Genomic DNA, 19,283 nt, shown 5'->3' with positions numbered 1-19,283 from the left:
TGTTACTCTCCCCGCGGCCCTCCCCCCGCCGCGATTGGAGCCGCGCGCGGCACCCCCCCCCCCCCCCCCCGGGCCCCCCCCCCCCCCGCGGGGGCCCCCCCCCCCCCCGGGGGGGGGGGCCCCACGCCAAGGGTTCTCGCCGGACATCGCCGAAACGGTGAAACCCGTGGAGCCCGGTGAAACCGCGGAGCCGCCCCGGTCAGACGCCGCCCTCCAGATCTCCCTCGGACTTGAGGTAGACCTCCTGCAGATCGCGCAGGACGGCGGGGTCGGGATGCTCCCACATGCCCCGCCCTGCCGCCTCCAGCAACCGCTCGGCGATCCCGTGCAGCGCCCACGGGTTGGACCTGGCCATGAACTCCTGGTTCTCCGGGTCCAGCACGTAGGTCGCGGCCAGCTTGTCGTACATCCAGTCGGCGACGACGCCGGTGGTGGCGTCGTAGCCGAACAGGTAGTCGACGGTGGCGGCCAGCTCGAAGGCCCCCTTGTAGCCGTGCCTGCGCATCGCGGCCAGCCAGCGGGGGTTCACCACCCTGGCGCGGAAGATCCTGGACGTCTCCTCGGAGAGCGTCCTGGTGCGGACCGCGTCGGGCCTGGTGCTGTCACCGATGTAGGCCGCCGGGGCCTTGCCGGTGAGCGCCCGGACTGTGGCGATCATGCCGCCGTGATACTGGAAGTAGTCGTCGGAGTCGGCGATGTCGTGCTCGCGGGTGTCGACGTTCTTGGCCGCCACGGCGATCCTGCGGTAGGCCGTCTCCATGTCCTGCCTGGCGGGAACGCCGTCGACGCCCCTGCCGTAGGCGAAGCCGCCCCAGACCGCGTACACCTCGGCCAGATCGGCGTCGTCGCGCCAGTTGCGGCTGTCGATCAGCGGCAGCAGCCCGGCGCCGTAGGCCCCGGGCCGGGAGCCGAAGATGCGCATGGTGGCTCTGCGCTCGTCTCCGTGCTCGGCCTGGTCGGCGAGCACGTGCGCCCGCACGTAGTTGATCTCCTCGGGTTCGGCCAGCCCGGCCGCCAGCCGTACGGCGTCGTCCAGCATCGCCACGACGTGCGGGAAGGCGTCGCGGAAGAAGCCGCTGATCCGGATGGTGACGTCCACGCGCGGACGGCCCAGTTCGGTGGCCGGGATCGGCTCCAGGCCGGTGACGCGGCGCGAGGCCTCGTCCCAGAGCGGCCGCACGCCCAGCAGCGCCAGCACCTCGGCGACGTCGTCGCCCGCGGTGCGCATCGCGCTGGTCCCCCAGACCGACAACCCGACCGAACGCGGCCAGTCACCGGTGTCGGCGCGGTAGCGCTCCAGCAGGGAGTCGGCCATCGCCTGGCCGGTCTCCCACGCCAGTCTGCTCGGCACGGCCTTGGGGTCGACCGAGTAGAAGTTGCGGCCGGTGGGGAGCACGTTGATCAGCCCGCGCAGCGGCGAACCGCTCGGCCCGGCGGGCACGTAGCCGCCGTCGAGGGCGTGCAGGATCGCGTCGATCTCGTCGGTGGTGCGCGCCAGCCGGGGCACGACCTCGACGGCGGCGAACCGCAGGATCCGCTCCACCTCCCCCAGGTCCGCGCCGCGTGCGTCAGCCGCGACGGACGCCCCGGATCCGCCGTCCCGACCGGTCACTCCGGCCGAGCCCGTCGAGGCGCTGGAGTCGTTGTGGCCGGTGTCGTCGGCCCGGCCCAGGACCTCGGCGGTCACCTCCCCTGCCGCGGCCGGGTCCCAGCCGCGGTGTTCCATCGCCTCGACCAGGGCGCGGGCCAGGGTCTCGGCGTCGTCGACGCCGATCCGTCCCGCGCTGCCGTCCTCGGCCAGGCCCAGGGCCTCGCGCAACCCGACGAGCGCCTCGCCGCCCGCCCACATCTGCCGGGCGCGGAGCATGGCCAGGACCAGGTCGACGCGCGGTTCCCCTTCGGGAGCGGCTCCCAGCACATGCAGGCCGTCGCGGATCTGAACGTCCTTGACCTCGCACAGCCAGCCGTCGATGTGCAGCAGGAAGTCGTCGAACTCGGCGTCGTGGGGACGGCCTGTGACCCCGAGGTCGTGGTCGAGCCTCGCGGCCTGGATGAGCGTCCAGATCTGGGCGCGGATCGCGGGCAGCTTGGCCGGGTCCATCGCCGCGATGGAGGCGTGCTCGTCGAGGAGCTGCTCCAGCCTGGCCATGTCCCCGTAGCTGTCGGCGCGGGCCATCGGCGGGACGAGGTGGTCGACCAGGGTGGCGTGGGCGCGGCGCTTGGCCTGGGTGCCCTCGCCCGGGTCGTTCACCAGGAACGGGTAGACGAGCGGCAGGTCGCCGAGCGCGGCGTCCGGGCCGCAGGAGGCCGACAGGCCCGCCGACTTGCCGGGCAGCCACTCCAGGTTGCCGTGCTTGCCCACGTGGACCACGGCGTGCGCGCCGAAGCCGTCGGCCAGCCAGCGGTAGGCGGCCAGGTAGTGGTGGCTGGGCGGCAGGTCGGGATCGTGATAGATCGCGATGGGATTCTCGCCGAAGCCGCGCGGCGGCTGCACCATGACCACCACGTTGCCGGAACGCAGCGCGGCCAGCACGATCTCGCCCTCGGGATCGTGCGAGCGGTCCACGAACAGCTCGCCGGGCGCCGGGCCCCAGTGCTCCTCCATCCGGACGCGCAGGTCCGCGGGGAGGGTGGCGTACCACTCGGCGTACCGGCTCGCCGCGATGCGCACCGGGTTTCCCGCGAGCTGCTCCTCGGTGAGCCAGTCCTGGTCCTGCCCACCCGCGGCGATCAGCGCGTGAATGAGCGCGTCGCCGTCCTGCCCGCTCACCCCGGGCAGCTCGTCCTCGGCGCCGATGTCGTAACCGCGCTCGCGGAGCGCGGCCAGCAGCCGTACCAGGCTGGCCGGGGTGTCCAGGCCGACGGCGTTGCCGATGCGCGCGTGCTTGGTGGGATAGGCCGACAGCATCAGCACCAGCCGCCGCTCGGCGGGCGGGATGTGCCGCAGCGCGGCGTGGCGCACCGCGATGCCCGCCACCCGCGAGGCCCGCTCGGGATCGGCCACGTAGACGGTGAGCCCGTCCTCGTCGATCTCCTTGAAGGAGAACGGCACCGTGATGATCCGCCCGTCGAACTCGGGGATCGCGACCTGGGTGGCGGCGTCCAGCGGGGACAGGCCGTCGTCGTTCTCCTCCCAGGAGGCCCGGCTGCTCGTCAGGCACAATCCCTGCAGGATCGGTACGTCCAGCTCGGCGAGCGCGCCGACGTCCCAGGCCTCGTCGTCCCCGCCCGCCGACGCGGTCGCCGGGCGGGTGCCGCCCGCAGCGAGCACGGTCACCACCAGGGCGTCCACCGTGCGCAGGACCTCCAGCAGGCCGGGTTCGGCGGTGCGCAGCGAGGCGCAGTACACCGGCAGTGCCCGCGCGCCCGCGTCCTCGATCGCCGAGCAGAGCGCCTCGACGAAGGCGGTGTTCCCCGCCACGTGGTGGGCCCGGTAGTAGAGCACCCCGACGACGGGTCCGTCCTGGCCGCGCGTCTCGCGCGTCGGCGTTCCCCAGGTGGGGGTGGGCTCGGGCGCGGCGAACCCGTGGCCGGTGAGCAGCAGCGTGTCGGACAGGAAGTGATGCAGCTCGGTCAGGTTGGCCGGGCCGCCGTGGGCGAGGTAGGCGTGCGTCTCGGCGCAGACCCCGCCGGGCACGGTGGACAGCTCCATCAACTCGGCGTCCGGCGCCTGCTCGCCGCCGAGGACGACGACGGGCCGAGGTCCGGCGAGCAGGGCGTCCAGCCCTTCCTCCCAGGCGCGGCGCCCGCCGAGCAGGCGGACCACGACCAGGTCGGCGCCCTCCAGCAGCGGCGGGAGGTCGGCGGCGGCGAGTCTGGCGGGGTTGCCGAGCCGGTAGTCCGCGCCGCTCGCGCGGGCGCTCAGCAGGTCGGTGTCGGAGGTCGAGAGCAGCAGGATCACGCGCCACACTCCGGGAGAGGAGTGGCGGTACGGCCCGCGGGAGCCGCGATGCGGCGGGAGAGCCGCGACGTCGCGGTGTGACGCAGGAACGGCGGTGTCACACCATGATGTGGCGACCCCGATGCCGCGTCGTGACGGGAAGACCACGATGCCGCGTCGTAGCGGGGGAACGGCGATGTCGCGGTGTAACGGGGGAACGGCGAAGAGCGCACGGAGCTTCCTCCCTCGGGGTCCTCGCCCCGGGTCGTCGTCGGCCACGACGGCTGGAGTCTCCTGGCTCCCGGATCGGTGCTCACCCCGGCCTTCCCGTCCTTCGTCGGACAGTGGCCCGGGTGGGGTTCGCTCCCCGGTTACAGTGGCGGGACCGCGCCGGATTCACACCGGCTTCCTCCCTTGCCGTCGCCATCGATGACACTACGGCAGTCCGGGGCATTGCAAGAAACTGGCATTAACATCCTCTGAGTGTCCATTGCCGACTTTTCCGGACGATCGCGACTCGACGCGTGCCCCGGAGCGCTCCAGGTCCACGCCGCCGCGGACGGCGGCCTGGCCCGCGTCCGCGTACCCGGAGGTCGTCTCACCCCCTCCCAGCTGCGCGAACTCGCCGACGCCGCCACGGCGTACGGCACCGGCGTCATCGAGCTCACCTCCCGGGCGAACGTCCAGGTACGCGGTCTCGGGCCGGAGGATCCAGGAAGCGGTACGGGAAACGGGTTCGCCGCAAGGATGGCGAGAGCGGGTCTGCTGCCCTCGGCGACACACGAGCGGATCCGCAACATCCTCGCCTCCCCCCTGACCGGAGTGGACGGACCGGCCGGACCGGCCCGACTCGACAGACCGGCTGGACCGGCCGAACCGAGCGAACTCGACGGACCACCTGGACCGGCTGGATCAGGCGGAATCGACGAGCCGAGCAGGCCGAACGGACCGAACGGCATGAAAGGGACGAACCATCCGGACGGCCGTGGGATCGCCGACGTCACCCCTCTGATCGGCGAGTTGGATCGACGGCTGTGTGCTCGCCCGGCCCTCGCCGCCCTGCCGGGACGGTTCATGTTCGCCCTCGACGACGGCCGGGGGGACGTGGCCGGCCTGGGCGCGGACGCCACGATCCTGCCCACGGCGCCGGACGAGGCGGCGCTGCTCCTCGCCGGAACCGACACCGGCCTGCGCGTACCGCTCGACGAAGCCGTGACTGTCCTGCTCGCCGCCGCCGAGGCGTTCCTCGACGAGCTGGCCACCCGGGACGTCACCGCCTGGCGGATCGCCGAACTTCCCGACGGCCCCTCCCTGATCACCGCCCGGATACGAACCACTCTCGGACTCCCCGACACACCCCCATTCGAACCGGTGAGACCGCGCGTCGTGACCTCCGGGCCGGTCGGCGTCGTCGAGAGCGCGGACGGGCCGGGGAACCGAACCGGCGCCACAGGAGAGACGGGTCCCGGAGACGCCGCAGGCCACGGAGACAGGGACACGGGCGGTCCGGGAAACGAGGGCACGCGGGCGGCGCTCGGGGTGGCGATCCCGTTGGGGCGGCTGACCTCCGCGCTGGCATCGATGCTCGCCGACGCCGCCTCGGGCGGGGAGATCCGGCTCACGCCATGGCGCGGTGTGGTCCTGCCCGGCCTGGACCGCGCCGAGGTCACGGGCACGGCCGCCCGTCTGGAGGCCGCCGGACTGGTCGTCGACCCCGCCTCCCCCTGGATCGGTGTGACGGCCTGCACCGGCCGCCCCGGCTGCGCCAAGTCCCTCGCCGACGTCCAGGCCGACGCCGCCACCGCCATCGGCTTCACCTCGCCGTCCGGAAGCGAGCTCTCCGGAGGAGAGCTCTCCGGAAGCGAGCCCTCCGCGGCCTCGCCACCCGGGGGTGAGCCGCCGTCCAAGGGCGAACCGTCCACGACCTCACCGTCCGGGGACGAACTCGGCGTGGCCTCACCGTCCAGGAGTGAGCCGTCCAGGGGCGAACCGTCCGGGAGCGAACCGTTCGTGGCCCCGCCGTCCACGATGGGGCCGGGCACCGATACGCTCCCCGTGCACTGGGCGGGCTGCGCCAGGCGCTGTGGCCGCCCGAGGGGACGGGTGGCGGACATGATCGCCACCGGTGACGGTTACCGCCTGGAACTGGACGGCACCGCCCTGACCTGCTCCGGCATCGAGGAGACCGCGGCCGCGGTGGCGGCCGCCAGAGGGGAACTGTGATCGACTACGTCCGCGACGGCGCGGAGATCTACCGCCGCTCCTTCGCCACCATCCGCGCGGAAGCCGACCTGGACGGCCTGCCCGCAGACGTCGCCCGGGTCGCGGTCCGTATGATCCACGCCTGCGGGATGGTCGACCTGGTGGGCGATCTGCGCTGGTCGCCCGGTGTCGTGGCCTCGGCGCGCGAGGCGCTCCAGGCGGGCGCCCCGGTGCTCTGCGACGCCATGATGGTCGCCTCGGGGGTGACCAGGCGACGCCTCCCCGCAGGCAACGAGGTGATCTGCACCCTCGGCGACCCCCGGGTGCCGGAGCTCGCCGCCCAGCTGGGCACCACCCGCAGCGCCGCGGCGCTGGAGCTGTGGCGCGACAGGCTCCAGGGCTCGGTGGTCGCGATCGGCAACGCGCCGACCGCGCTGTTCCGGCTGCTGGAGATGGTCGAGGAGGGCGCGGGCCGCCCGGCCGCCGTGCTCGGCGTCCCGGTCGGCTTCATCGGCGCCGCCGAGTCCAAGCAGGCCCTCGCCGAGCACCCGGCGAGGCTGGAATACCTCGTCGTGAACGGACGCCGAGGCGGAAGCGCGATGACCGCCGCCGCGGTCAACGCGATGGCGAGCGAGGACGAATGAGCGACGACGTGAACGCACGCGTGACCGGACGGCTGTGGGGCGTGGGGCTCGGCCCCGGTGACTCCGAGCTGGTGACCGTCAAGGCCGCCCGCCTGATCGGCCAGGCGGACGTGATCGCCTTCCACAGTGCCCGCCACGGCCGCAGCATCGCCCGCTCGGTGGCCGCCCCCTACCTGCGGCAGGGGCAGGTCGAGGAGGCGCTCATCTACCCGCTCACCACCGAGACCACCGACCACCCCGGCGGCTACCAGGGGGCGATCGACGACTTCTACGCCGCCTGCGCGGTGCGGCTGGCCGCCCATCTGGACGCCGGACGCGACGTGGTGGTGCTGTGCGAGGGCGACCCGCTCTTCTACGGCTCGTACATGCACATGCACAAGCGTCTGTCGCACCGCTACGTCACCGAGGTCGTGCCGGGCGTGACGTCGGTGAGCGGTGCCTCGGCGGTGCTGGGACGCCCACTGGTCGAGCGGGACGAGGTCCTGACCGTGCTGCCGGGGACGCTTCCCGCCGAGGTGCTCGCCGAGCGCCTGGCGGCCACCGACTCGGCCGCGGTGCTGAAGCTCGGCCGTACCTTCACCAAGGTCCGCGACGCGCTGGCCGAGGCCGGGCGTCTCGACGAGGCCTGGTACGTCGAGCGCGCCACCACCGGACAGCAGCGCCTGGCGCCTTTGGCCGAGGTCGACCCCGGCAGCGTCCCGTACTTCTCGCTGGCGCTGATCCCGAGCCCCGTCAACGCGTCGAGCCCCGCGCCCGCCGCCGTAACCGGGACACCGGGCGAGGCGAGGACGCGCGGCGAGGTGGTCGTGGTGGGACTCGGCCCCGCCGGGCGTCCGTGGCTGACCCCGCAGGCGCAGGAGGCGCTCGCCGAGGTCGACGAACTCGTCGGGTACGGCCCCTACCTGGACCGCGTCCCGCCCAACCCGCGCCAGCGCCGCCACCCCACCGACAACCGGGTGGAGGCCGAGAGGGCCGCGCACGCGCTGGAGCTGGCCGCGGCCGGGTCGAGGGTGGCCGTGGTCTCCTCGGGCGACCCCGGGGTGTTCGCGATGGCCAGCGCGGTGCTGGAGGTGGCGTGCGAGCCGAGGTTCGCGGACGTGCCGGTACGGGTGCTGCCCGGCCTGACCGCGGCGCACGCGGTGGCGAGCAGGGCCGGTGCGCCCCTCGGCCACGACTACTGCGTGCTGTCGCTGTCGGACCTGCTCAAACCCTGGGAGGTGGTCGCCGAGCGGATCAGCGCCGCGGCGAAGGCCGATCTCGTCCTGGCCCTCTACAACCCGGCGTCGAAGAGCCGTACCTGGCAGGTGGCCGCCGCGCGGGACCTGCTGCTCGAGCACCGGGCGCCGGAGACGCCCGTGGTCGTCGGCCGCGATGTCGGCGGGGCCGAAGAGCAGATGACCGTCACCACCCTCGGCGACCTGGACCCCGGCACGATCGACATGCGCTGCCTGCTGCTGGTGGGCTCGTCCACCACGCGGGTGGTCGAGCGAGGTGACGGCGACCGGGTGGTGTTCACCCCCCGCCGCTATCCCGCCTGACCCGGACGTGGCGGCTCCTCCTCAGTCGTCGAGGAGCCGCCACGTGGTGAGGGCGAGTCCGGCCCGCATCAGCCCGGCGGGCTCGGTGAGTTCGACGCCCAGGGTCTTTCCGATCTGTTCGAGCCGGCGGGAGACGCTGCTGTGGTGCAGGTGGAGAAGGTCGGCGGCCCGGCGTAGGGACCCGGTGGCGCAGTAGGCGTCCAGGGTGTCCAGATCTTCCGGATTGCCGGCCAGTCTGGCGATCGCGCTCACGTCGGCGTTGTCTCGCGCGGCGTCCGGGGGTATCCGCGCGAGCAGCGCCAGAGCGCCCAGGTCGTCGTGGTGGACGACCGGCCGGCGCGCGGTGGTGAAGCGAAGGGCGGTGCGGGCCTCCCTCCAGGAACGGTCAGGGCTTTCCGCGGCACCGATGCCCGCGCGTACGCCCGCCGGAAACCCGGCCGGATCCACGGTGGTGGCCAGGATGACGCCCACGTCGGCGACCGGCGCCGCCTTCACCGGACGGGCCGGGCAGACCAGGCCACCGACCTGGTCGAGCGGACGCCGCGACCGCACCGCGATGACGCGGATCGGCAGGTCGGCGGCGAAACCCAGGAGTCGCAGGGCTCGTGCCCTGGCGGCCTCATCGCTGTCGGAGCTGATCACCAGCTCGACGAGCGCGGGATCGGCCATGGTGGTGCGGGCCGGGCCGTACCTCTCCACGACCGCCGCGGCGGCGATCGCGAGGCGGTCCAGCAGCAGCTCGTCGAGAGGTCCGGGCGGGCCGGGGCGTTCCAGCCACACCGTGCCGATCTCCTCCCCGTCGAGTGTGATCGGCATCATGGTGGACACCGGCGGCGCCGGGGCGGGCACCTGACTGCCGTCGGGCGACATGCGAAACACCCGCCCCGCACCGTGCAGCCGGATCCCGGTCACGCACTCGGCCAGGCCCGCCGAGGCCCGCGCGAGTGCCGGAAGGTCCACCCGCCGACCCGGATGTGGCGGTGCGGATCTATCGCCCCTCCCGGGCCCAAGGCGCCATCGTCTGGATGCACGGCGGCGGATTCGTCATGGGCGACCTCGACACCGAACACGCGTGGGCCGTCCGGCTCGCGGACGGCGCCGGCGCGGTGGTGATCTCGGTGGACTACCGCCTCGCCCCCGAACACCGCTTTCCCGCCGCCCTGGACGACACCTACGCCGTGCTGACCTGGGCATCCGAGCACGCGGCCGAACTCGGCATCGACCCGGAGCGGATCGCGGTCGGAGGTCACAGCGCCGGCGCGGGGCTCGCGGCCGCGGTGGCGCTGCGGGCGCGAGACCAGCAAGGGCCGCGAATCCGTTTCCAGCTGCTCAACCAGCCCGGCCTCGACGACCGGCAGCAGACGTGGTCGGCGCGGCACTTCACCGACACGCCCTGGATGACCCGCGACAAGGTCACCGCGGCGTGGCGGCACTACCTGGGCTCCACACCCGCCTCGCCGTACGCCGCCCCGGCGCGCGCCACCGATCTGTCCGGTCTGCCCCCCGCCTACATCGCCACCGCGGAGTTCTGCCCGAACCGCGACGAGGAGATCGGCTACGCGCTGCGCCTGCTGGAGGCGGGCGTCTCGGTCGAGTTGCACCAGTGGCCCGGCACCTTCCACGGATCGCAGGCGATCCTGTCCGCCGAGATCTCGCAGCGGCAACTGGCCGAGCTCGCCGCGGCCCTGCGCCGTGCCCTGGCCGAGTGAGACCTTCGCGACCGACGGTGGCCGACCGGACTCGCCTGCCGGCCACCGTCGACCACCACCGTCGACCACCGGCCCCCACCCACCGGGCGCCGGTCACGACACGATCGACGAAGACGGGAGGGCGATGAACGCCACCGCCGTCGCCACGGCGAAGAAACGGTCCACCCCACCACCGGAGGCCGATGCCGGACCTGGCCTGGCAGAGCTGCTGCGGCCTTACCGATGGAGTTTCGCCGCCGTCGTCCTCCTGCGGATGATCGGCTCCGTCGCGGGCCTGGCACCGCTGCTCGCAGTCGTCGAACTGGGCCGCACCCTGCTCTCGCCCGGACCGATCGACCACGCCCATATCCGGACCATCGTGATCGCGGGCGCGGCCGGCCTGCTCGTCCGGCTGCTGTTCACCGCCGCGTCGGCCGCGATCGGACACGTTCTCGACGACCAGGTGCAGTTGTCGTTTCGCCGGCGACTGGCCGCACGACTGGGACGCGTACCGATCGGCTGGCTCTCCCGGCGCAGGACCGGAGAGCTGACGAAGACGGTGGGACAGGACATCGGCGCCGTGCACCCGGTCACGCCGCGAGGACACCGGGTGGAACTGCGCGACGTCCGATTCGCCTACACCGACGACCACGAGGTGCTGCGCGGGATCGACCTGGTACTCGAACCCGGAACGGTCACCGCGATCGTGGGCCCCTCGGGAAGCGGAAAGTCAACGCTGGTCCGGCTGTTGCCCCGCTTCTTCGACCCACCCACGGTTCGGTCCTCCTGGGCGGAGTCGACCTCCGCGAGATCGACGGCCGGGAACTCCACCGGCTGATCTCCTTCGTCTTCCAGGACGTCCGCCTGCTGCGCGCGTCGGTCGCGGACAACATCGCGCTGGCGGTACCGCACGCCGACCGCGAGGACGTGATCCGCGTCGCCCGGCTCGCCAACATCCACGATCGAATTCTCCAACTGCCGAACGGATACGAGTCGGTGATCGGCGAAGACGCCGAACTCTCTGGCGGAGAGGCGCAGCGGATCTCGATCGCACGCGCCCTGCTCGCCGCCACCCCCGTCCTGGTGCTCGACGAGGCGACCGCCTTCGCCGACCCGCGGACCGAACAGGCGGTGCGCCGAGCCCTGGCCACCCTGGGCGACGATCGGACGATTCTGATCATCGCCCACCGCCCGGAGACGGTCGCCGACGCCGACACCGTCGTGGTGCTGGAGAACGGGACGATCGCCGAACACGGCAGGCCCGTCGACCTGCTGAAACGCGAAGGAAAGTTCGCCGCGTTCTGGCGGTCCCGCCGATCCGCCACCGCCGACACGATCGAACCCCACGACGGCGCACCGCGAGGAGACGAGCCCCGATGATCCGAACACTGCTGCGCGTACTCGGACACGAGTACGCCCGGCCGATGCGACGCACCGTGGCCCTGATGACGACGACCGCGATAGCCGAAGGCCTGTCCTACGCGCTGCTGGTCCCCGTGCTACGAGCACTGTTCGGAGGCGAAGCCGCCGACGCCTGGCCCTGGCTCATCGCGTTCGGCGCCGCGGTCACGGTCTACGCGATGACGTGGCCGAGGGCGCCGTGCGCGTGGGAGGCGTGGACATGCGCGCGATCCGCACCGAGACACTGATGCGTATCGCCATCGTCTTCCAGGACGTCTACCTCTTCGACGGCACCATCGAGGGCAACGTACGTCTCGGCCGCCCCGACGCCGAAGAGGCCGAGGTGCGACAGGCGGCGATCGCGGCGCGACTGGACGAGGTGATCGAGCGATTGCCCAACGGATGGGCGACGAACGTCGGCGAGGGCGGCACACTGCTCTCGAACGGCGAACGCCAGCGGGTCTCGATCGCGCGAGCACTGCTGAAGGACGCGCCCATCGTGCTGCTCGACGAGGTGACCTCCGCCCTGGACCCGGCGAACGAGACGGCCGTCAACGACGGCATCGAACGCCTGATGGCGGGCCGGACGGTGGTGATGGTGGCACATCGGATGCGAACCGTCCAACGCGCCGACCGCGTCGTCCTCCTGCAGGACGGCCGGATCGTGGAGGAGGGCCACCACGACGACCTGCTGCGCCGCGGTGGCCGCTACGCCGACTTCTGGGAGATCTCCATGGCACCGACGGCGAGCGAATGAGCCGGCCCATCACGCCACCCCCTGTCACGGGACCGCCACGCCGACCGGCCTTCACAGCTCGCCGGCACGCCGGAGCCGACGCCCCGAACCGCCCCCCGCACCCGCAGCGGGACCGGTCGCGCTCTCCAGCCAGGCGAGCGCCGCCTCGACGGTCGCCACCGAGGCCACCCCCTCCGGCAGCGGCGGACGGCGCACGATCACGACCGGCAACCCGAGTTCGCGAGCGGCGAGCAGCTTCGCGGTGGTCATCTCACCGCCGCTGTCCTTGGTGACCAGCACCTCCACCCGGTGCTCGCGCATCAGCGCCAGCTCGCCGTCCACCGTGAACGGCCCCCGGCTCAGCAGCACCTCCAGACGTCGCGGCACCACCGGCCCCGGCCGGTCCACCGAACGGGCCAGAAACCACTGCCCGTCGAGACCCGCGAAGGCCGGCAGGCTACGGCGTCCTGTGGTCAGGAACACCCGCTCCCCCAGCGAGGGCAGCAACTCGGCGGCGGCCTCCAAAGAGGGCACCCAGCGCCAGTCGTCACCGGGAGCCGCCTGCCAGCCGGGCCGTCGCAGGATCAGCAGCGGCAGGCCCGTACGGGCCGCCGCCTCGGCCGCCGAGGCGCTCATCCTGGCCGCGAACGGGTGCGTGGCGTCCACGACGACCTGGACGCCGTGCTCCGCCAGCCACGCCGCGAGCCCGCCGGGACCGCCGAAACCCCCCTCGCGCACCTCCCCCACCGGCAGCTTCGGATCACGTACCCGGCCCGCCAGCGAGGACACCACGTGCGTCCGCGGGCGATCGGCGAGCGCGGCGGCCAGCCGCCTGGCCTCGTCGGTGCCCCCCAGAATCAGGACCTTCAGCGCGGGGTCAGTCACGGCAGCGCGCGTCGGAGTACAGGTGGCTGTCGGGGAACTCCGAGGCGGTCAGCACACGTCCGACGACGATCACCGCGGTGCGGAGGATCCCCGCGTCGCGGACCTGCCCGGCGATGTCGGCCAGGGTGCCGCGCAGGATCACCTCGTCGTCGCGGCTCGCCCTCGCCACCACGGCCACCGGGCAGTCGGCACCGTAGTTGGGGACGAGCTCCGCCGCGACGGCCTCGATCCGCTGCACCGCCAGGTGCAGGACCATCGTGGCCCGGCTACGGCCCAGCGTGCCGAGGTCCTCACCTTCGGGCATGGAAGTGGAGCGCACCGAGGTGCGGGTCAGCACCACCGTCTGCCCCACCCCGGGCACCGTCAGCTCACGCCCCAGCGACGCCGCCGCCGCGGCGAAGGCGGGCACCCCCGGGATCACTTCGTACGGCACCTTCTCTGCGTCGAGCCGCCGCATCTGCTCGGCCATCGCGCTGAACACCGACGGGTCACCGGAATGCAGCCTGGCCACGTCCTCCCCCGCCCCGTGAGCGGCGACCATCTCCGCGACGATCTCCTCCAGGGTCATCCTCGCGGTGTCGACCAGCCGCGCGCCCCGCGGACACGACTGCAGCAACTCGGCCGGGACCAGCGATCCCGCGTACAGGCACACCGGTGCGGACGCGATCGCCCGCGCTCCCCGCACGGTGATGAGATCCGCGGCGCCCGGCCCGGCGCCGATGAAACGTACTGTCATCGCTTCTCCTCCAGGGCGGGCGGCTTGAGCACGGCCCAGATCGTGACGGGCATCATGGGCCGCCAGCCGGTGAAACCACCGACCGGGGAGGTCCTGCTGACCGCGAGCCGGACCATGTCGCCACCGAGCCTGCCGTGCCAGCGGGCCAGGACCGCCTCGGACTCGACGGTCACCGCGTTCGCCACCAGCCTGCCCCCCGGCCTCAGCGCCTCCCAGCACGCCTCCACCATCCCGGCAACCGTCACCCCGCCGCCGACGAAGACCGCGTCGGGCGTCTCCAGCCCGGCGAGCGCGGCCGGAGCGACACCGGTCACCACGTCAAGACCGGGAACGCCCAGCGCCGCGGCGTTGCGTGCCACCACCGCCGCCCTGTCCGGACGCGACTCCACCGCTACGACCCGGTTGTCCGGATGCGCGCGCATCCACTCGATGCCGATGCTGCCCGCCCCCGCGCCGACGTCCCACAGCAGCTCTCCGGGAACGGGAGCCAGCCGGGACAGGGTGACCGCGCGCACCTCGCTCTTGGTGAGCTGCCCGTCGTGCTCGAACGCCTCGTCGGGCAGGCCGGGAAGGCGCGGCAGCGCGACGGTCCCGGCGTCGGCGCGGCACTCCACGGCGACGACGTTGAGATCGTGGGTCACGGGCGGCGACCAGGTGTCCGCCCTACCCGAGACCACGCGTTCCCCGGCGCCGCCCAGCCGTTCCATGACCGTCACCGTGCTCGCGCCGTAACCTCGGGCGGCGAGCAGCCCTGCGACCCGGGCCGGAGTCCGGCCGTCGGCGCTGAGGACCAGGACGCGACGCCCTTCGTGGACGACCGGATGCAGCACCTCGAGGGGACGCGTCACGAGGCTGACCACCTCGACACGGTCGGCCGCCCACCCGAGCCTCGCGCAGGCGAGGGAGACCGACGACGGGTGTGGCAGGACCCGCACCCGCCCGGCGCCGAGCAGCCGCACCAGGGTCGTGCCGATGCCGTGGAACATGGGGTCGCCGCTGGCCAGTACGCAAACCCTGCGGCCCCGGTGGGAGGCGAGCAGCGCGGGCAGCGCGGGCAGGAGCGGCGAGGGCCAGACGACGCGCTCGACACCGCAGCCGACACCGGAGTCGACACCGGGCTCGGCCTCCTGCCCGACGCCCGACTCGCCACCGAACCCCGCACCGTGCTCGCCACCGGGTTCGGTTCCCGGCTCGCCACCGTGCCCGGCAGCGCGTTCGACACCGCAGCCGGTGCCATGCCCGACCTCCGACTCGCCACCGTACCCGGCAGCGCGTTCGATGCCGGTTTCCGGGACGAGCCGCAGTTGCCTGGCGCTACCCATCAGAACCTCGGCGGCGCGCAGCTCGCGTCGCGCCGCCTGCGACAGACCGGCCCAGCCGTCGTCTCCGATCCCGACGACGACAACGGCGGGATCGACGGGATCGACGGCGGTGGAATCGGCGGAGGGGGGCTCAGACATTGCCCAGCACCCGGGTGAGGCGGATCTCGACCACGACACGGGCGGGATTCTCCCTCGGCACCCGATAACGCTCGGCGTAGCGGCGCTCGGCGTCGGCGACCGACTCGGGGTCGGTACGGATCACCGCACGCCCCTCCAGGGTCGACCAGCGGCGCCCGTCCACCTGGCAGACCGCGACGGCCGCCCCACCGTCACCCGCCGCGAGCACATGGCGAACCTTGTGCGAGCCACCCGAGGTGATCACCCTCGCGATCCCCGATTCGGCGTCCAGCGTCACCCCCACCGGAACGACGTGCGGCGTGCCGTCGGCGCGCACGGTGGTCATCGTGCACAGATGACGCTCCCGCCAGAACGCGCGGAGGTCCTCCCCGAGATCCTTCAACAGCCGACCCTTCCCCGATTCCGCTCTACCGGGCGACATGCTAGCCGTTGCTGATTCCGTAGTCGGATATCAGTAATCCGGGCATTACGGCCCGGAAGGTCCGTCGCGGTGTCACCAGAGCGCGGGCTGCGCTTCGGTGTCCTGAGTACGGTCTCGCGTTTCCTTCCGACCATGGGTCGGTTTTGCGCCACCTGCCCGCCCACCCGTGGCCTTGCGGCTGCGGGTGGTAGCGCGGGTCTTCTGGTCGGCTCCACGCGGTTTCGGAGCTTACGCTCCCTGGTCTCCGGCCACTCCGGTACCAGTGGTGCAGGTCGCCGCGAGGGCGGCAAGGTTTCGGGCTGCGTTCTCGTCCCGATCCATCACAAGGGGGCAGTTGTCGCAGTCGAACACTCGAACGTGCAGCGGCAGCTTGGCTTTCACCGCGCCGCAGCCCGAGCAGGTTTTGGAGGAGGGGTACCAGCGCGACGCCACGACAGTGTGGCCCTCTGCCCACTGGCCCTTGTAGGTGAGCTGACGCCGGATCTCCCCGAACCCGGCGTCAGCGATCTTGCGTGCCAGGCGCCGGTTGCGGAGCATACCGGCGACGTTCAGGTCTTCAACCACCACCGTGCCGTACTCGGCACGGATGCCGGTGGTGAGCTTGTGCAGCGCGTTAGCGCGCAGGTTGCTCACGCGGTGGTGCACCCGGTTGCGTTCAGCGTTGGCCTTGAGCCAGCGTTGCGAAGGTCTCTGTCCCCGATGCCGTAGGTGGACTCGGCCTTACGCTGCCACCACGCCGCCGACACCCAGCCGACAGCCCAGTTGTAGGCGGCCCTGGCCGCGCCGCAGTGTGAACGCAGCGCGGCCTCCTGGGTCGCGTTCGGGTCCAGGACGAACCGATATGCCTGAACCACGAAACCGGGCCGCGGCTCGAATTTCATCGTTGGCCTTCATTCGCGGTCGCTGCGGCGATGGCTCTGGCGGCACGGTTCTTCGCCGCCCGTTGCCCGTACAGGCGGGCGCACATGGAGGTGAGCATGTCGGTCATGTCGCGCACCAGGTCGTCGGTGTTCTCCCGCGGATCGAGGATGATCAGCTTCCTGTCGGTTGCGGACAGGGCGGCTTGCAGGTGCTCGACACCGAACCGGGCGAGGCGGTCTTTGTGTTCCACGACAATCACGGTGGCTCGCGGGTCGGACAGAACGCGGTGCAACTCGCGGCGCTTGCCGTTCAGGCCGGAGCCGACTTCAGTGACGACCTCGCCCACCGGCAGGCCACGCTTTGCGGCCTCGGTGACAACGCGAGCGACCTGCCGGTCAAGATCCGGTTTCTGATCCGCCGACGAAACCCGGCAGTACGCGACCACGTGGCCGGAAACATGCTTGAGTGGTTCTTCGACGATCCACGTGCCGGAGGGCGCCTGGCGGACGGGTACGGGCATCTTGCCGTCCTTCACCCACCGCCAAGCGGTCTGATAACTCACGCCCTGCCGGCGCGCCCACTCCGAAAGCTTCACGCATCCATGATACACGGCTATACATGACTATGTTTGTCTATAAAATCTTGAGCAGTTGCTAACCCCGAGCCGCGTCCGCCTCCGGACCCGGTCACCGGCCAGGGGTGATCACGCTCCCCCTCGCGGCCCCGCAGGATCCCGCGCGCCACTCCGCCGGGAGCCGATCGACCGGCAATCGACATGGAAGTGGCCGTTCTCCCTGCCGTCGCACCCCGGGCAGGCGGCATCCTGATAAGCATGAGTTATCACATATGCGTGGTGTGCCTGGGAAACATCTGCCGCTCCCCCATGGCCGAGGTCGTACTGAGGAGAACCCTCGACGACCACGGCCTCGGTGACCTCGTCACGGTCGACAGCGCGGGCACCGGCGGCTGGCACCAGGGCGGCCCGATGGACGCGCGGGCCGCCGAGACGCTCTCCGACCACGGCTACGACGGCTCGGAGCACCGGGCCAGGCAGTTCCTGAGCGACTGGTACGACCGGGTCGACCTGGTGCTGGCCATGGACGCCCACAACCTCGGCGCCCTGCGCCGCCTCGCCCCAGCGGGCGCGGACGTGCGCCTGTTCCGCTCCTTCGATCCCGCCGCCCCTGAGGGCGCCGAGGTGCCCGACCCCTACTACGGCGAGCGCGAGGGCTTCACCGAGGTGCTGGAGATGGTCAAGGCCGCCTCCGAGGGACTCGCCAAGCACCTGGCGACCACCCTGAGGTGAGGTCTCCCCGCCGGTTCCGCGTTCGCCTCCATGACCGGCGAAGGGTTTAGATCTTCAGGCGGAGGATTTTCACCGCCCCATCGCCTTTACAAAGTAGATCACAAACTGACCCCCGTCACTCATGAGATGGCCCTGGCCCCGGCGCGCCCGTCCCGCTCATGATGCCGTTCCAGGAGTGGCCCATCCTGGCGTCGTGCCTCCGGGACGCTTCCCGGAGGCACCGACCTCGCCTGCCCGCGCCACCGGCCCCCCTGGATCCGCCGGGCACCTACCCCGTACGGCCGAGCCCGTACGGCGGAGCGGCGGAGGACGCCTCTCGGGCGTCGAGGAGCTCCTCCCAGTGCTCCTGCGCCCAGGCGCACGCGGCGTTCATCGGTTCGAGCAGGCTGCGGCCGAGCGGCGTCAGCGCGTACTCGACCCTCTGCGCGGGATGGGCGGTGCGCACGATCAGGCCATCGCGCGCGAGTGTCCGGAGCGACCGCGTGAGCACCTTCGCGGTGATGCCGCGCAGGGGGATGCGAAGCTCGGAGAACCGCCGCGGCCCGTCCTCGAGACAGCGGATGATCATCCCTGCCCATTTGTCACCGAAACGGATGGGCGTGAGATCGGACGGGCAGACCGGGTCGAACATATCCGGATCGAGGGGCTCTGTCACCGCTCCACCGTAGCCGGGGATCCCGTCGGGGAACACCGCCGACCGTCACACCGAACCACCCGGTGGCCGGGTATCCCGATGGTAACCAGCTGCCCGGTTACCCTCCCGGCAGCGGCCGGCGATCAGGTCCGGCCCTGGACGCGAGGGGTGCGAATGAGCAGGATCATCGTCTTCGGTGCCGGCGGCAGGGGCGGCCGGGCGGCCGTCCACGAGGCTCTCCGGCGTGGTCACCAGGTCACCGCGGTCGTGCGTGACCCGGCCGGGCACAGTGACCTGGCGACGGACGGCGTACGGCTCGTCGCCGGCGACGTCACGGACGCGAACGGCGTCGCGCGGCTCGCCGAGGGTCACGACGCCGCGATCAGCTCCGTCTACGACGCGGGCGCGGCGCACGAGGTCTTCTTCGCCGACGCCGCCCGCGCCCTGCTCGACGGGCTGACGAGGACGGGAGTGACCAGGCTGCTGGTGGTCGGCCTGGCGTCGGTGCTGGAGACCGCCTCGGGGACGCTCCTCATGGACACGCCCGGCTACCCGCAGGAGTACCGGTCGTTCTACCTGGGGCACGCGGCCGGAAACGAGGTGCTGCGCACCGCCCCCGCCGCGCTCGACTGGCTGGTCGTCAGCCCGGCCGGTGACTTCGACCACCGCGGCACCCGTACCGGCCGCTACCGCGTGGCCCCCGCCGAGGCGGCCGGCCGCATCTCCTACGCCGACTTCGCGATCGCGCTGCTCGACGAGATCGACGCCCCCAAGCACCACCGCACGCACCTCGGCGTCGAGGCGGCCTGACGGAAGAGGAGGTCGTCGAGCGTACGGGGGGAGGCGTCCCACCGGCGCCACCGCCGCGCCCGGACGGCACGGAGGGGCGCC

At 72.4% G+C, this 19,283-nt stretch carries 18 protein-coding genes, 1 pseudogene and 1 riboswitch; of the genes and pseudogenes, 9 read left to right on the top strand and 10 right to left on the bottom strand.

Annotated elements, in window-relative coordinates; genetic code table 11:
* Positions 1-199: 199 nt before the first annotated feature.
* On the bottom strand, positions 200-3,901 hold the full coding sequence (gene cobN, locus ACIBH4_RS22955) for a cobaltochelatase subunit CobN (RefSeq protein WP_399172765.1): 3,702 nt from the start codon (positions 3,899-3,901) through the stop codon (positions 200-202).
* A gap of 245 nt (positions 3,902-4,146) precedes the next feature.
* Positions 4,147-4,342, bottom strand: a riboswitch (cobalamin riboswitch).
* Between the two features lie 21 nt (positions 4,343-4,363).
* Between cobN and ACIBH4_RS22950 the strand changes: the two genes are divergently transcribed.
* Genes ACIBH4_RS22950 through ACIBH4_RS22940 form a run of 3 tightly spaced genes read left to right on the top strand, consistent with a single transcriptional unit; the run spans position 4,364 to position 8,264 of the window.
* Entirely contained in the window at positions 4,364-6,103 is a 1,740-nt protein-coding gene (locus tag ACIBH4_RS22950; RefSeq protein ID WP_362765395.1) for a precorrin-3B synthase, read from the top strand.
* Positions 6,100-6,726 carry a precorrin-8X methylmutase gene (locus ACIBH4_RS22945; RefSeq protein WP_362511215.1) on the top strand — a complete coding sequence of 209 codons (627 nt, stop codon included), beginning with the start codon at positions 6,100-6,102 and terminating at the stop codon, positions 6,724-6,726. Before ACIBH4_RS22950 ends, ACIBH4_RS22945 begins: the two co-directional genes overlap by 4 nt.
* Positions 6,727-6,746: 20 nt before the next feature.
* Positions 6,747-8,264, top strand: coding sequence for a precorrin-2 C(20)-methyltransferase (locus ACIBH4_RS22940; protein ID WP_362765443.1), 1,518 nt, complete (start codon positions 6,747-6,749; stop codon positions 8,262-8,264).
* Positions 8,265-8,285: 21 nt separating this feature from the next.
* On the opposite strand, the gene ACIBH4_RS22935 is transcribed toward ACIBH4_RS22940, so the two are convergent.
* Complete coding sequence (locus tag ACIBH4_RS22935; protein WP_362765398.1) at positions 8,286-9,224, bottom strand: helix-turn-helix domain-containing protein; 939 nt, start codon at positions 9,222-9,224, stop codon at positions 8,286-8,288.
* On the opposite strand from ACIBH4_RS22935, the gene ACIBH4_RS22930 reads away from it, so the two are divergent.
* From ACIBH4_RS22930 to ACIBH4_RS22915, 4 genes and pseudogenes are all read left to right on the top strand, one after another.
* Complete coding sequence (locus ACIBH4_RS22930; RefSeq protein WP_362765401.1) at positions 9,209-9,973, top strand: alpha/beta hydrolase; 765 nt, start codon at positions 9,209-9,211, stop codon at positions 9,971-9,973. The two genes, ACIBH4_RS22935 and ACIBH4_RS22930, sit on opposite strands and share 16 nt — an antisense overlap.
* 124 nt (positions 9,974-10,097) lie before the next feature.
* Positions 10,098-11,332 (top strand): annotated as a pseudogene (locus ACIBH4_RS22925) (ABC transporter ATP-binding protein).
* Positions 11,329-11,601 carry a hypothetical protein gene (locus tag ACIBH4_RS22920; RefSeq protein ID WP_362765403.1) on the top strand — a complete coding sequence of 91 codons (273 nt, stop codon included), beginning with the start codon at positions 11,329-11,331 and terminating at the stop codon, positions 11,599-11,601. The pseudogene ACIBH4_RS22925 and the gene ACIBH4_RS22920 overlap by 4 nt, the downstream one beginning before the upstream one ends.
* Positions 11,574-12,110, top strand: coding sequence for an ATP-binding cassette domain-containing protein (locus ACIBH4_RS22915; RefSeq protein WP_362765405.1), 537 nt, complete (start codon positions 11,574-11,576; stop codon positions 12,108-12,110). Before ACIBH4_RS22920 ends, ACIBH4_RS22915 begins: the two co-directional genes overlap by 28 nt.
* A 51-nt stretch (positions 12,111-12,161) precedes the next feature.
* Here the strand turns inward: ACIBH4_RS22915 and ACIBH4_RS22910 are convergent, their stop codons facing one another.
* The 7 genes from ACIBH4_RS22910 to ACIBH4_RS22880 form a co-directional block, all read right to left on the bottom strand.
* Positions 12,162-12,974 carry a cobalt-precorrin-6A reductase gene (locus tag ACIBH4_RS22910; protein WP_399172761.1) on the bottom strand — a complete coding sequence of 271 codons (813 nt, stop codon included), beginning with the start codon at positions 12,972-12,974 and terminating at the stop codon, positions 12,162-12,164.
* Complete coding sequence (gene cobM / locus ACIBH4_RS22905; RefSeq protein WP_362511228.1) at positions 12,967-13,710, bottom strand: precorrin-4 C(11)-methyltransferase; 744 nt, start codon at positions 13,708-13,710, stop codon at positions 12,967-12,969. The genes ACIBH4_RS22910 and cobM overlap by 8 nt, the downstream gene beginning before the upstream one ends.
* Positions 13,707-15,170: a precorrin-6y C5,15-methyltransferase (decarboxylating) subunit CbiE gene (cbiE, locus tag ACIBH4_RS22900; protein ID WP_362765407.1), complete on the bottom strand. Its 1,464-nt coding sequence runs from the start codon at positions 15,168-15,170 to the stop codon at positions 13,707-13,709. The genes cobM and cbiE overlap by 4 nt, the downstream gene beginning before the upstream one ends.
* Complete coding sequence (locus ACIBH4_RS22895) at positions 15,163-15,591, bottom strand: TIGR03618 family F420-dependent PPOX class oxidoreductase (protein WP_362765410.1); 429 nt, start codon at positions 15,589-15,591, stop codon at positions 15,163-15,165. The genes cbiE and ACIBH4_RS22895 overlap by 8 nt, the downstream gene beginning before the upstream one ends.
* A 228-nt stretch (positions 15,592-15,819) precedes the next feature.
* A complete protein-coding gene (locus ACIBH4_RS22890; RefSeq protein WP_362511237.1) occupies positions 15,820-16,236 on the bottom strand; it encodes an RNA-guided endonuclease TnpB family protein in 417 nt (138 codons plus the stop codon).
* Entirely contained in the window at positions 16,221-16,472 is a 252-nt protein-coding gene (locus ACIBH4_RS22885) for a helix-turn-helix domain-containing protein (RefSeq protein ID WP_362765412.1), read from the bottom strand. Before ACIBH4_RS22885 ends, ACIBH4_RS22890 begins: the two co-directional genes overlap by 16 nt.
* Complete coding sequence (locus tag ACIBH4_RS22880) at positions 16,469-17,047, bottom strand: IS607 family transposase (protein WP_362511243.1); 579 nt, start codon at positions 17,045-17,047, stop codon at positions 16,469-16,471. The genes ACIBH4_RS22885 and ACIBH4_RS22880 overlap by 4 nt, the downstream gene beginning before the upstream one ends.
* 237 nt (positions 17,048-17,284) lie before the next feature.
* Between ACIBH4_RS22880 and ACIBH4_RS22875 the strand changes: the two genes are divergently transcribed.
* Positions 17,285-17,758 carry a low molecular weight protein-tyrosine-phosphatase gene (locus ACIBH4_RS22875; RefSeq protein ID WP_362511246.1) on the top strand — a complete coding sequence of 158 codons (474 nt, stop codon included), beginning with the start codon at positions 17,285-17,287 and terminating at the stop codon, positions 17,756-17,758.
* A gap of 268 nt (positions 17,759-18,026) precedes the next feature.
* Here ACIBH4_RS22875 and ACIBH4_RS22870 read toward each other — a convergent pair whose 3' ends face one another.
* Positions 18,027-18,413, bottom strand: coding sequence for a helix-turn-helix domain-containing protein (locus ACIBH4_RS22870; RefSeq protein ID WP_362511250.1), 387 nt, complete (start codon positions 18,411-18,413; stop codon positions 18,027-18,029).
* Positions 18,414-18,566: 153 nt separating this feature from the next.
* Between ACIBH4_RS22870 and ACIBH4_RS22865 the strand changes: the two genes are divergently transcribed.
* The gene (locus ACIBH4_RS22865; RefSeq protein ID WP_362511253.1) at positions 18,567-19,202 is read left to right on the top strand and encodes an NAD(P)H-binding protein; all 636 of its coding nucleotides are present in this window, start codon (positions 18,567-18,569) and stop codon (positions 19,200-19,202) included.
* Positions 19,203-19,283 lie beyond the last annotated feature (81 nt).

The organism is Streptosporangium sp. NPDC050284, from assembly GCF_044459525.1.
GTDB lineage: Bacteria > Actinomycetota > Actinomycetes > Streptosporangiales > Streptosporangiaceae > Streptosporangium.
This window is presented reverse-complemented; position numbering and strand designations above follow the sequence as displayed.

What these genes read in the sequence shown, in the direction of transcription:
- ACIBH4_RS22920 (WP_362765403.1), top strand. Translation starts at nt 11,329, where the DNA reads ATGATCCGAACACTGCTGCGCGTACTCGGACACGAGTACGCCCGGCCG.
- ACIBH4_RS22915 (WP_362765405.1), top strand. Translation starts at nt 11,574, where the DNA reads ATGCGCGCGATCCGCACCGAGACACTGATGCGTATCGCCATCGTCTTC.
- cobM (WP_362511228.1), bottom strand. Translation starts at nt 13,710, where the DNA reads ATGACAGTACGTTTCATCGGCGCCGGGCCGGGCGCCGCGGATCTCATC.
- cbiE (WP_362765407.1), bottom strand. Translation starts at nt 15,170, where the DNA reads ATGTCTGAGCCCCCCTCCGCCGATTCCACCGCCGTCGATCCCGTCGAT.
- ACIBH4_RS22895 (WP_362765410.1), bottom strand. Translation starts at nt 15,591, where the DNA reads ATGTCGCCCGGTAGAGCGGAATCGGGGAAGGGTCGGCTGTTGAAGGAT.
- ACIBH4_RS22885 (WP_362765412.1), bottom strand. Translation starts at nt 16,472, where the DNA reads ATGAAATTCGAGCCGCGGCCCGGTTTCGTGGTTCAGGCATATCGGTTC.
- ACIBH4_RS22875 (WP_362511246.1), top strand. Translation starts at nt 17,285, where the DNA reads ATGAGTTATCACATATGCGTGGTGTGCCTGGGAAACATCTGCCGCTCC.
- ACIBH4_RS22865 (WP_362511253.1), top strand. Translation starts at nt 18,567, where the DNA reads ATGAGCAGGATCATCGTCTTCGGTGCCGGCGGCAGGGGCGGCCGGGCG.